The sequence below is a fragment of the Streptomyces katrae genome (genome assembly GCF_000966975.1).
Lineage (GTDB): Bacteria > Actinomycetota > Actinomycetes > Streptomycetales > Streptomycetaceae > Streptomyces > Streptomyces katrae.
In genome coordinates, this window is sequence record NZ_JZWV01000666.1 from 1 (window position 1) to 11999 (window position 11999).

Consider the following 11999-nt stretch of genomic DNA (forward strand, 5'->3'; position numbering starts at 1 on the left):
CCGGGGTCCATCCCCGCGGGTGCGGGGAGCAGAGCAGGCCACCCGCTGGGAGAACCCGCTGCCGGGGTCCATCCCCGCGGGTGCGGGGAGCAGGCTTGTTGACCTGGGACTCTAGTCGGGGAGTGCCGCCGATTCGAGCACTTTCGCCGAATCCGGCAATCTACGCATTCCACCCGTGTTCCAGAGCCGCGGCTCAAAAGGCCAGTTCCGTCCATCGCTCATCGTGGGGCTCCTCGGGGTTCGAATCGACGCCATGGCGAGCCTTGACCAGTCCCTGTCGGAGGCCCTGGCCCGTCGCTCCGCCAACCAGCGATATACGTGCACAAGCCACCGCCAGCCCCCTACGACGGTCCAGCACTGGGCTCTCCGAGGCCATCGCACCCCACGTCGTACCGAGCGGCGGTCGAGACCTCACGGACTGCTTCCGTGATCATCAGCTGGATCACAGTGCGGCCGACCACCCGAGTGCGGCGCCTGGCGCAACCAGTGCTCGTACGCCCTCCTCCCCCTACCTGTTGCACACCGAACCCCCGGTTCGCCCGACCCCATGCCGTGGGCCGCACGCACCGCTGAAGAACGCCGCCCAAGAGAACGTCACTGGAACGTCAGCGACACAACCCCGCACCCCAGCCGGGGTCACGGCCCACCATGCCGCCGGACGCCAGCCCTACCACTGGGCAGTATGACGCGGCTGCGCTACCGGGGACTGACGGGACGCGGGATAGTCAGGGCCATGGTCACGCCGCACTGCCCCACCCCCACCCCCCGCCCGTCGGCGGCCGAGGTACTGCGCGCCCGGTAGGCAGGCAGGCTCCCCGCCACCCTCGAGGAGCTCGCGGGGCCCGTGCACGGCGTGGTCGACCTGCCCCTGCACGTCGCGTGGTCCGGGCTGCGCTCCTACTACCTGGACCGGCCGCGCCTGCGCATGGGCCTGTACCGCACGGTCCTGGCCGAGGGCCAGCACGAGGACCTGGTGAAGCTCCTCCACCGGGACCTGCTCCTGGCCCAGTGGCCGGTCCTGCGCACCCTGGTCAGCCGGCACGTCCGGCAGGCCTGGGAGGAAGCCTTCCCCGAGCTGGCAGCCTCGGCCGAATCCGCCGCGGCGTGAACCTCACCGGTCTGCACCGCCGGCACCTCGCCGCCGTGATCGACATCGACTCCCCCTACGCCCTCGTCCTCGTCGGCGGGTACGCCGTCCAGGCCCACGGCCTGGTCAACCGCGTCAGCCAGGACCTCGACATCGCCACCGAGAACCCCGCTCCCATGGCCGACATCGCCGCCGGCCTGGAACGCGGCCTGACCGCACGCGGCTGGCACGTGGAGATCATCGGCGTGGACCCGCTCTCCCCCCGTCTCATGGATTCCCGCGGGCGCGGGGAGCAGGAAGGGACTGAACTTTCTTGATAACGGAGCCAGGGGTCATCCCCGCGGGCGCGGGGAGCAGACCCGGCGGACCGTCTCCACGACAGTCCACAGGGGGTCATCCCCGCGGGTGCGGGAGCAGAGCAGCCGGTCGGGCGCGGCCCGGCTGGGCCTGGGGTCATCCCCGCGGGCGCGGGGAGCAGGCTTCGTGACCTGCAACGATAGACGAGCACTACACCATTTTGAAGCACTTTCATCGATAGCGACATTTGCGGATGAAGCGCCACATCGGCTCAAGCGCAGCCTGCGTGTTGAGGGCGAGAGGGGTCGCCTGCAAGGCCGTTGGGAGGTCCGCGATGACGTCCACGGTTCCTTCCGCGTCCTCGGATGCGCGCTGATCTGCTGACGAAGTCTGGACCGCCAGTAGGGGTTTCAAGACAGGCACGGCCTGCGTTGACGGCCTGCCGTGGCTGGCCTCAGGCTGGTTTGCGCCATACGGAGATGTGCTTCGTGGAGTCCTGGGTGAACGGGGATCCGTTCCAGTCCGCTACGCGGCGTTCCAGCTCGAGCCCGGCGATCCGTGCCATCAGGTCGAGCTCCGCCGGCCAGGCGTATCGGTGCCGGGAGTTTTCGCGGCGGTAGGGGCCGTCTTCGCCCTCGCGGGTGAAGTGGTGCGAGACGAGGATCTGCTCGACGAGGTCGAAGGTGTCGAAGCCGAGGTGCCGCTCAGAGACGTCGAACGGCACCGCGACCTGGCCGGGCGGCAGGAGCCGCAGCGGCGGCACGCCCAGCTCGATGACGAACCGGCCGCCGGGCTCCAGATGCCGTGCGGCGTTGCGGAAGCACTCGACCTGCTCGTCCTGCGTGAGCAGGTTCGAAATGGTGTTGTAGACGAGGTAGACCAGGGTGAACCCGCCGGGGACGACGGTGGTGGCCATGTCTCCGATGACCACCGGGAGGGTGTCCTCGTCGATCTTGCGCCGCAGCACCGCCGCCATGTGCTCGGACAGCTCGATGCCCACCACCGGCACGCCGCGTTCCCGGAGTGGGACTCCCACCCGTCCGGTTCCGATGGCGAACTCCAGCGCCCGGCCGTCTCCGGCGAGCTCGGTGAGGAAGGCGAGGGTCGGTGAGGAAGGCGAGGGTCGGTCCGAGAACGGCAGCTGAGGACGCTTCGGCTTCCTCGGCGTCATAGCGGTCGGCGGTCGCGCGGGTCCACAGTTCACTGCTCGTCACGGGTGGCCACTTTGCCGGGCGCTTAGGGGCGCTGTCGACGCATTTACGTTCTCCGCGGCACAGGGTGCACCGCCCACGTCTCGTCGTCGCCTTGCCGGGGCTTCGGCCGACCGCCCCGTACCTCGGACCATCAATTCCGGAGTGATCCGACCGCCTTGGAGATCATTTCGTCAGGGGTGCTGAGGCCGCCTGGACCGAGCCGGCCCCGACGCGTCCATTACAGGTCAGCCGCAACCGACCCGGGGACAGGGTGAGGACGTTCCCATGGGTGCCGCGTGGTACGCGGTGCCCGTGTGGGGCCGGGGGTGGCAAATCGGGGGCGGCCGGGTCACCGGTCAGGGTGGAATCCTCACGGCCACGCGCGTTCCGCCCGGACCGGCACCGCGTGCCCCCTAGCGTGATGGGGAACGACCCCGACGGGCCACCGTCGGGGTCCTGACCCCGCGGAGGTACCTGTCATGGCCGTCTCGCTCCCCGAGCTCACCGGGGACTACGTCCTCGACCCGGCACACACCCGGATCGGTTTCGTCGCCCGCCATGCCATGGTCACCAAGGTGCGCGGCGCCTTCCACGAGTTCGAGGGCACCGCGCACCTGGACGGTGCCGACCCGAGCAAGTCCACCGGCCAGGTGGTGATCAAGACCCAGAGCATCGACACCGGTGTCGAACAGCGCGACCAGCACCTGCGCACCAACGACTTCCTGGACGCGCCGAGCTTCCCCGACATCACCTTCCGCGCCACCGAGGTGGAGCGGAAGTCCGACACGGAGTACCGGGTCACCGGCGACCTCACCGTCAAGGACGTCACCAAGCCGGTCACCATCGACTTCGAGTACACCGGCAACGCCGTCGACCCTTACGGCAACCTGCGGGTCGGACTGGAGGGCTCGGCGACCATCTCCCGCAAGGAGTTCGGCGTGACCTGGAACGCAGCCCTGGAAGGCGGCGGTGTCCTGGTCGGCGACAAGATCGTCCTGGAGTTCGACCTTTCCGCGATCAAGCAGGCTTAGCAGCCGTAGAGTCGGCCTCCGCCTTCTTCAGGGCCCCCGGCCCATCTTCACGCTCTCGCTGATGGGCCGCCGGCCGCCTCCGGTCGGCTGGGAGAGCCGTTGGCTCCGCCGGCCCGATTTCCCCGGCTGCTGTCCGATCGGGCCACGAGGTCGCCGCCTGAGTCCCTCGCCTTCCTCCGCGAACGTGCCCGGCTGCCCCACGAGTCAGGCTGCGGCGAGGCCGGCAGCCGACCGGCGCTCTCCGTCTCCCTGTGGCGCCGACCGCCGCCTCCGCCTGCCCGCCACCCACAGCCCGGGGGCCAGGCCCGCTGCCCGCGCGCCGAAGCCGATGACGCCGGACCTGAGCATCAGGATGCCGGCCCAGGAGACCAGCGACGCACCCCAGCGGAGCCACCGGCCGGCCGGCGGGCGGACCAGCAGCAGGGCGACCAGCGCCATCAACAGGCCGAGGGCGGCGTTCCTCCCCCGTCCGGGGGGGGCACGGCGGTGCGACCGGCTCGGCGCCGGACGCTGACCGCCAGGGCCCGCACCCGGGCCCGGGTCCAGCCGTCGTGTCGCGCTCAGGCGTTCCGCCGTGGACGTCGGTCGGGCTGCAGCCGGCGGGTGATCCGGTCGAACAGGTCCGTCAGGGGCTCGGCGACGTCCTGGCCGAACGCGGTGAGTCCGTAGGTGACCTGGGGCGGTGTCGTTGGTTCGACCTCCCGCCAGACCAAGTCGTCCTGGACGAGTGTCCGCAGCGTCTGGGCGAGCATCTTCTCGCTGATGCCCTGAATGCCGTCCCGCAGCTCGAAGAAGCGAAGGCTGGTGTTCCGCAGGGCGATCAGAACCCAGATGCCCCACCTGCTGGTCACGTGGTCGACGACGTCGCGAGCGGGGCAGTCGGTGTGAAACACCTCATACGGCCCGTCCGCCCCGGCCTGCCTCAGCTGCGCGCCTTCCCCCATGCCCGGAGCTTACCTCTGGGTATGTCCTTACGGAAAGTAAGTCCACCTCCTAGCGTCGGCTGCCACAGCACACAACACAACTGACCAGGAGCAGAACATGATTGTGGTGACCGGGGCTACCGGAAACGTGGGCCGCCCTTTGACGCAGGCCCTGGCGAAGGCGGGTGCGGAGGTGACGGCGGTGTCGCGCCACGCGGCGCCGGTACCGGTACCGGTACCGGCCCGAGTCCGGCACGTGTCGGCCGACCTGGCCGAGCCGCGCGGTCTCGCCGCCGTGCTGGAGGGGGCGCAGGCCCTGTTCCTCCTGCTGTCCGGCGAGCTGCACGCCCCGGAATCCCGGGTCGCCGATGTGATCGGCCTGGCGGCGGCCGGCGGGGTCCGTCGCGTCGTCCTCCTGTCCTCGCAGGGGGTGGCCACGAGGCCGCTCGGTCCGTCGCGGATCGCGATGCGCGCGGTGGAGGACGCGTTGCGGGAGTCAGGTCTGGAGTGGGCCGTCCTGCGGCCGGGTGGTTTCGCCTCCAACGCACTGGCCTGGGCGGAGTCCATCCGTACGCGGAGGACGGTCGCGGCGCCCTTCGGCGATGTGGGGGTTCCGGTGGTGGACCCGGTGGACATCGCCGAGGTCGCGGCGGCCTGTCTGCTCGACGGCCGGCATTCCGGCGGGGTGTTCGAGCTGACCGGCCCCGAAGTGATCACGCCGCGCCGGCAGGCGGAGGTCATCGCCGCCTCGCTCGGGGTGCCAGTCCGGTTCCACGAACTCACTCGTGAGGAGGCCAAGGCCGAGATGACCCGGTTCGTGCCGCCGGAACTGGCCGACGACACCCTGGACATCATCTCCGCCCCGAACGCCGCCGAACTGCGGATCAGCCCGGACGTGGAACGGGTCCTGGGCCGCGGCCCGCGCCCCTTCGACAGCTGGGTCGCCCGAAACGTCGCGGCCTTCCGCTGAGTGCCGGGTGAACCAGCCGGTGCGGCGGCCCGTCCACACAGTGTGACGCCCTGTGGCGCCCAGACCGCCCTCACCGCCATACGGCACCGTCAGGAGCAGACGCCGACGAGTACGTGCGCCATGCCCGCTCCCGCCCCTACCTGGTCGTTTCAGCGCTCGGCCTGTTCGCCGTGTGCCGCCGGTCCGCGGGCGGCCGCCCCGGAGCGTCCGGGGGTGCGGCGGTCGGCTTCGCCCGCACCGTGCGCCAGGGTCTGTGAGGGGCGCCGAGGTAGGTGAGGACGGCGAGGACGCGTCGGTGGCCGCTGTCCTCGGGTGGGAGGTCGAGCTTCGCGAAGATGTTGCCGACGTGCTTGTGCACGGCCCGCTCGGTGACGACGAGGCGGTGGGCGATCTCGGAGTTGCCGTGTCCCTGGGCCATCATCGCGAGTACCTCGCGTTCACGGCCGGTCAGCCGCGTCAGCGGGTCGGCGCCCGTCGCCGGGTCGGCGCCCGTCGCCATGAGCTGACGGACCACTTCGGGGTCGAGCGCGGTGCCGCCGGCCGCCACCCGGTGGAGGGCGTCGAGGAAGTCGTCGACGCGGGCGACGCGGTCCTTGAGGAGGTAGCCGACGCCGGTGCCGTCGGCGATGAGCTCTCGGGCGTAGGTGTCCTCGACGTACTGGGAGAGCACGAGGACAGGGAGGCCGGGGATGTGTTCCCTGGCGCGAAGGGCGGCTCTGATGCCCTCGTCGGTGAAGGTCGGGGGGAGGCGGACGTCGACCACGGCCACGTCCGGACGGTGTGCGAGTGCCGCCGTCACGAAGGATTCGGCGTCCTGGGTGATGGCGAGGACCTCGTTCCCCAGGGCTTCCAGCAGCGCCGAAAGCCCCTGTGCGAGGAGTGCGTTGTCCTCGGTGATCAGAATGCGCACGGGCACTCCAAGGTGATGACGGTGGGGCCGCCTGGCGGGCTCTGCACCCGCAGTGTGCCGTCGACCGCCTCGATGCGTCGGCGCATGCCGCGCAGCCCGGTGCCGTGGCCCTCGGCCGCTCCGCCCCGGCCGTCGTCGGTGATCTCCGCGCGGAGCGTGTCGTCGACCCTGGCCAGGGTGATCGAAGCGGAGCGGGCGTGGCTGTGCTTGGCCGCGTTGGTGAGTGCCTCGGTGATGGCGAAGTACACGGCGACCTCGACCTGGGCCGGTAACGGGCCCAGGTCGGCGAGGTGCGCGGTGGCGGGCACGGGGCAGCGGGCGACGACGGCCGAGAGCGCGTCGGCCAGGCCCCGGTCGGCGAGGACCGGCGGGTAGACGGAGCGCAGGAGGTCGCGTAGTTCGGCCATCGCTTCCTCGGCGCCTTCCCGTGCCCGGGTCAGCAGCGGGCCCACCCCCGCGGGGTTGGAGCCGAGGGCCCGTTCGGCGAGGCCGAGCTGCATGGCGAGGGACACGAGCCGGGCCTGGGTGCCGTCGTGCAGGTCGCGTTCGATGCGGCGCAGCTCGTCGCCGTGCGCCCTCAGCGCTCCGGTGCGGGTGCGGTCCAGGGCCGCCACGCGCTCGGCGAGTACCGCGGCGGCGGAGGGGGCCAGCAGCCGCCTGCTCGATGCCGCCGCCGGCCTGGCCATCAGGGGCGGGCCGACCAGGGCGAGCAGCAGGCTGAGCAGGAGCTGGGGCGCTCCGGCGTAGGCCGCGGATGCCCAGCTGTCGACGGGGACGTCCAGCAGGGGCCGGACCGGATCGTCGGCGGGGAACAGCCACCAGAGGCAGATCAGGACGAGGACGGCCGCCGGGAACACGAAGAGCGCCGCGCCGATGGATCCGAGCAGGGTTCCGGCGACCGCCATCCAGGGTGCCCAGCGCAGGTCGCGGCTGGTCGCGGGCTCGGACAGCATGGCCGTCAAGGTGCTTCGGGCGTGCGGTCCGGCCGGCGTGGCGGGTGTCGCCGCCCAGGTTCCCAGGCGGGTGCGTTCGGCGTCGGCGAGACGGCGCAGCAGCCGGAGTTCGAACGGCATGACGAGCAGGCCCACGCCGACGAGGCAGAGCACGGCCGAGTACACGAGTACGGGTACGAGCACGATGAGGGCCAGTCCTCGGGCGGCGACGGTCGCGCAGTATCGGGCGGCACGGGCGGAGCGCAGCGCGTGGGTACGGGCCGTTGAAAGATCCATCACGCCGCCCAGTCTTCCTCCCCCGGCCTGCCGGCACAGTGGAGCCGGCTACACCATGCGGAGGGGAGCGCACGCGATCGCCCCGGTCAGGCCGTGGTTCGTAGCGTCGCCCTCATGAAACGAACGAACTCACGACGAGGTCCGAGCCCGAGCCCCGGGCTCGTCCCCTTCCTGGTGATCAGCTTCGTCGGGGCGTGGCTGACCATGGTGCCCCTGTGGGTGGAAGGTCTGCGTCGGACGAGCGCCGCGCAGGAGACGCCGCCGCTCGCGGCGTTGTGCATGATCCTCATGATGCTGGTTCCGGCGCTGACCGCCTTCGGCCTGACCGCGCACCGGCGGGGGGCGCGCGAGGCCGTGCGGGTCCTCGGACTCGTGCGGGCCACGCCGTGGCGGCACGAACTGCGCTGCGTGACGGCGGCGTTCATGGTCCCGCTCGGCCTCACCGCCGTCGGACTGGCCGTTTCCACGCCGGCAGGTTGGTACCGGCCGGCGCACCTGCCCGGGCCCGGTACGGTCGCGCCGCTCGTGCTGAGCGCGCTGGTGTCCGTACCGCTGTACTTCGGGGAAGAACTCGGCTGGCAGGGCTACATGCTGCCCAGGCTGGTGCGACGCGGCAGGATGCGCGGCCTGCTGCTCGGCGGGGCGATCTGGGGGGCGTGGCACGTCCCGATGACCGCGCTCGGGGGAAGCTACCCCGGCCACCCGGTGCTGCTCGGGATACCGGTGGCGGTGGTGACCGCGATGCTGCTCGGAACGGTGATCGCGGCCGTCCGGCTCGCCACCGGGTCGGTGTGGGCGGCGGTCGCCGCGCACGTGTCGCTCAACGAGTTCGCGCTGCCACTGACCCGCCGCGTCTCGGGCGCACTCGTCGACCCGCTGCTCGCCGGGCCGTTGAGCGTCGCGACCTGGCCGGCGAGCGCCCTCGCGGTGGTGGGCGTCTGGCTGGCGTACCGGCGCCGCGGCGGGCTCGGCGTGGTGGCCGGGGGCGGTGGCGGTGGCGAGGGCGGCTCCGGGGTGCCGGAGGTGTCCGGGGTGTCCGGGGTGTCCAAGCGGTTCTCGCCGTAGGGCGCGTGGGCGGAGGCCGGGGCCGCACATCGGGCCGCTTCCGGCTGTCACGGGATCGCGGTACCGAGGATTTCTCCGGGCTCGTCGGGGCTCGTCAAGAAGCGTATTTGTGGGACTTTCGAGGGCGTCCGGCCGTCGCGGACAGTGGCCTCATGTCGTCGTTGATCGACCGATCCGACTGAGGAGACTGACCCCCGCATGGCCACTCACGACCGCCGGTCGCTGCCCCTGACCCCGCCGCAGAACGGCGTCTGGTTCGCGCAGCAGCTCGACCCCACCCGCCTCGACTACACCATCGCCGAGTACCTGGAGATCCGCGGGGCGGTGGATCCGGAGCTGCTCGCCGAGGCGGTGCGCACGATGGTGGCCGGAACCGAGACGTTGTGCGTCCGCTTCGCCGAGGTGGACGGGGTGGTGCACCAGATACCCGCCGGGCCGCCGCCGCTGCGGATGGAGACGGTCGACGTCAGCGACCACCCGGACCCGGACGCCGAGTCCGAGCGGCTGATGCGCGCCGAGCTGGCCCGGCCTACGGACCTGGGGGCCGGGGACGTGTGCCGCCACCTGCTGGTGCGGACCGGTCCGGCGGCCTACCGCTGGATGCAGGGCTACCACCACCTCGTAGCGGACGGGGTGACCGGCTCGATCCTCGCGCGGCGGACCGCGCAGGTGTACTCGGCGCTGGTCGCGGGCGAGCCCGTGCCGGCCGTCGAGTGCGCGCCGTGGCAGCGGATCGTGGCCGAGGAGGAGGAGTACGCGGCCTCCGAGCGGTGCGCGGAGGACCGGGAGTTCTGGCGGGTCCGCCTGGACGGGGCACCTGAGCCCGTCTCCTTCACCGGCAGCGTCCCGGCTCCCGCCTCGGGTACGACGGTGCGGGTGAGCGGCGACCTCGACCCCGCCGACACCCACACCCTGCGCGAGGCGGCGCGCCGGCACGGTACGCGCTGGTCGGCGCTGGTGATGGCCGCGGCCGCCGCCCACCTGCACCGCGCGGGCGGCACCGAGGACGTGGTCCTGGGCCTGCCGGTCACCGGCCGCACCACCCCGGACGCCCGCCGGACACCCGGCATGTTCTCCAAGGTGCTGCCGCTGCGGCTGGCCGTCGGCGCGGACACGACCGTCGGCGAGCTGGTGCGCGGCACCTCTGCCAGCATCAAGGAGGCCCTGCGCCACCAGCGGTACCGCATCGAGGAGTTCACCGGGACCGGACCGCGGCTGTGGGACGCCGCCGTCAACCTCATGTCCTTCGACTACGAGCTGTCCTTCGCCGGTGCTCCCGCCTCCGCGCACAACCTCTCGGTCGGCCCGGTGGAGCACGTCTCCCTCAACGTGTACGACCGCGGCGGCGACAGCCCGCTGACCGTGCAGGCCGAGGGCGACGCCGCCGACGTCGACCGGGATGGACTCGAAGCGCTGCGGGTGCGGTTCACCCGGTTCCTGGTCGCCCTCGCCTCGGCCGAGGACGAGGCTCCGGTCGGCTCGCTGCCCTTCCTGACCACCGAGGACGAGGAGCGGCTCGCCGCCTTCGCCGAGGGCGGCGCCGGCCCCGTGGCGGGGGACGCGTCGCTGCACACGCTCTTCGAGGAGGTGGCGGCGCGCAGCCCCGAGCGGGCCGCCGTGATCTGCGCCGGTCAGGAGGTCACCTACCGGGAGCTCGACGCCTGGGCCGAGGACATCGCGGACCGGCTGCGGCCGGCCGTCGGACCGGGCACCCCGGTCGGCGTGTGCGTGGAGCGCTCCCCGGCGATGGTCGCGGCCCTGCTCGGCGTCCTGAAGGCAGGCGGCTGCTACGTGCCGCTCGACCCCGGCCTGCCGGCCGAGCGCATCGCGTACATCGTGCGCGACGCCGGGCTGCGGACGGTCGTCGCCGGGCCGGGCAGCCGCGACCGGCTGCCGCACGACCTGCCGGGCGTGGTCGACGCGAGCGGGCCGGCCGACGGGTCCCGCTCCGGCCGGAGGTCCGTGCCGGTACCGGGCGCGTCCGCCGCGTACCTGCTGTACACCTCGGGCAGTACGGGCGAGCCGAAGGGCGTCGTCGTCCCGCACGCGGCGGCCGTCGACTTCGTACGCGGCCACCTCGCGCTGTGCGGCGCGGGCGACGGCGCCGGGCGCGCCGAGCGGTTCCTCGGGTTCGCCTCGCTGTCGTTCGACGTGTCGGTCCTGGACGTGTTCGGTTCCCTGCTGAGCGGTTCCACCCTGGTCCTCGCCACCGAGGCCGAGCGGGTCGACGTCGACCGGCTCCAGGCGCTGCTCGCCGATCACGCGGTGACGGTCGCCGACCTGCCGCCGGCGCTCCTGCCGCTGCTGGACCCGGCGGGACTGCCCGCGCTGCGGTTCCTGTCCACCGGTGGTGAGGCCCCGTCCGGGGACGCCGTGGACCGCTGGGCGACGGACGGCCGCGAGGTCTGGAACGCGTACGGGCCCACCGAGGCGGCCGTGTCCGTGACCATGCACAGGGTGGCCGCGCCCTCGCACGGCCGGATCCCGCCGATCGGGCGCCCGATGGTCAACCACCGTGCGTACGTGGTCGACCGGGGGCTGCGGCTGCTGCCGCCGGGAGCGACCGGCGAGCTCTGCGTGGCCGGTGCGGGTCTCGCCCAGGGGTACGCGGGGCGCGCGGCCATGACCGCCGACCGTTTCGTGCCGGACCCCTTCTCCGGTGTGCCCGGTGCGCGGATGTACCGGACGGGCGACCTCGTGCGCTGGACGGCACGGGGCGAACTGGAGTTCGTGGGGCGGGTGGACCGCCAGGTGAAGATCAACGGCCACCGGATCGAACTCGGTGAGATCGAGGCGGTGCTCGGCCGGCAGCCCTCGGTGGGGCAGGCCGCGGTCGTCGTGCACGCCCCCGCGGGGGGAGCCCGCCGGCTCGTCGCCTTCGTGGCGCCGCCGGCCGACGGCGGCCCGGTGGCCGAACCGGACGCGCTGGCGGCCGAGTTGGGACGGGTCCTGCCGGGCTACATGGTGCCCCGCACCTTCGTGGCGGTGGACCGGCTGCCCCTCACCCCGGGCGGCAAGGTCGACCGCGCGCGGCTGCGCGTACCCGAGGCCGCGGCCCGTCCGGAGCACCCCGCGCGGGCGTACGGCGCCACCGAGCTGGCCCTCGCGGAGTTGTTCTCCGAAGCCCTCGGCACCCCCGCCACCCCGGACGACAACTTCTTCGAGCTCGGCGGCGACAGCATCACCGCCCTCGGCCTGACCAGCCGGGCGCGGGCCCGGGGCTTCTCCTTCACCCTGCGCGAGGTGTTCGCGCACAAGACCCCGGCCGCCCTCGCCGCGGCCGTCGGCGAGCCC

The 11999-nt window shown here is 72.6% G+C and carries 8 protein-coding genes and 3 pseudogenes; 6 read left to right on the forward strand and 5 right to left on the reverse strand.

Features of this window, described 5'->3' with window-relative positions:
* Positions 1-733: 733 nt before the first annotated feature.
* Both VR44_RS23535 and VR44_RS23540 read left to right on the forward strand, forming a co-directional pair.
* A pseudogene (locus VR44_RS23535) lies at positions 734-1108 on the forward strand (hypothetical protein).
* A pseudogene (locus tag VR44_RS23540) lies at positions 1105-1359 on the forward strand (nucleotidyl transferase AbiEii/AbiGii toxin family protein); the annotation flags it as partial. The pseudogenes VR44_RS23535 and VR44_RS23540, both read left to right, overlap by 4 nt.
* A 479-nt stretch (positions 1360-1838) precedes the next feature.
* On the opposite strand, the pseudogene VR44_RS23545 reads toward VR44_RS23540, so the two are convergent.
* Positions 1839-2598: pseudogene (locus VR44_RS23545) on the reverse strand (class I SAM-dependent DNA methyltransferase).
* A gap of 458 nt (positions 2599-3056) precedes the next feature.
* Here VR44_RS23545 and VR44_RS23550 point away from each other — a divergent pair.
* Complete coding sequence (locus VR44_RS23550; protein ID WP_045949573.1) at positions 3057-3608, forward strand: YceI family protein; 552 nt, start codon at positions 3057-3059, stop codon at positions 3606-3608.
* A gap of 204 nt (positions 3609-3812) precedes the next feature.
* Here the strand turns inward: VR44_RS23550 and VR44_RS45230 are convergent, their stop codons facing one another.
* Positions 3813-4046: a hypothetical protein gene (locus tag VR44_RS45230; protein ID WP_052713788.1), complete on the reverse strand. Its 234-nt coding sequence runs from the start codon at positions 4044-4046 to the stop codon at positions 3813-3815.
* Positions 4047-4168: 122 nt separating this feature from the next.
* Complete coding sequence (locus VR44_RS23560) at positions 4169-4552, reverse strand: winged helix-turn-helix transcriptional regulator (RefSeq protein ID WP_045949574.1); 384 nt, start codon at positions 4550-4552, stop codon at positions 4169-4171.
* A 97-nt stretch (positions 4553-4649) separates the two neighbouring features.
* Here VR44_RS23560 and VR44_RS23565 point away from each other — a divergent pair, with 97 nt between their 5' ends.
* Complete coding sequence (locus VR44_RS23565) at positions 4650-5501, forward strand: SDR family oxidoreductase (RefSeq protein ID WP_045949575.1); 852 nt, start codon at positions 4650-4652, stop codon at positions 5499-5501.
* Positions 5502-5637: 136 nt separating this feature from the next.
* On the opposite strand, the gene VR44_RS23570 is transcribed toward VR44_RS23565, so the two are convergent.
* The gene (locus VR44_RS23570) at positions 5638-6411 is read right to left on the reverse strand and encodes a response regulator transcription factor (RefSeq protein WP_094191863.1); all 774 of its coding nucleotides are present in this window, start codon (positions 6409-6411) and stop codon (positions 5638-5640) included.
* A complete protein-coding gene (locus VR44_RS23575) occupies positions 6399-7640 on the reverse strand; it encodes a sensor histidine kinase (protein ID WP_052713789.1) in 1242 nt (413 codons plus the stop codon). The genes VR44_RS23570 and VR44_RS23575 overlap by 13 nt, the downstream gene beginning before the upstream one ends.
* A gap of 114 nt (positions 7641-7754) precedes the next feature.
* On the opposite strand from VR44_RS23575, the gene VR44_RS41425 reads away from it, so the two are divergent.
* Together VR44_RS41425 and VR44_RS23585 are read left to right on the forward strand one after the other, a co-directional pair.
* Complete coding sequence (locus VR44_RS41425; RefSeq protein WP_094191864.1) at positions 7755-8705, forward strand: CPBP family intramembrane glutamic endopeptidase; 951 nt, start codon at positions 7755-7757, stop codon at positions 8703-8705.
* 198 nt (positions 8706-8903) lie between these two features.
* On the forward strand, positions 8904-11999 hold a 3096-nt coding region (locus tag VR44_RS23585), incomplete at its 3' end, for a non-ribosomal peptide synthetase (RefSeq protein ID WP_045949576.1).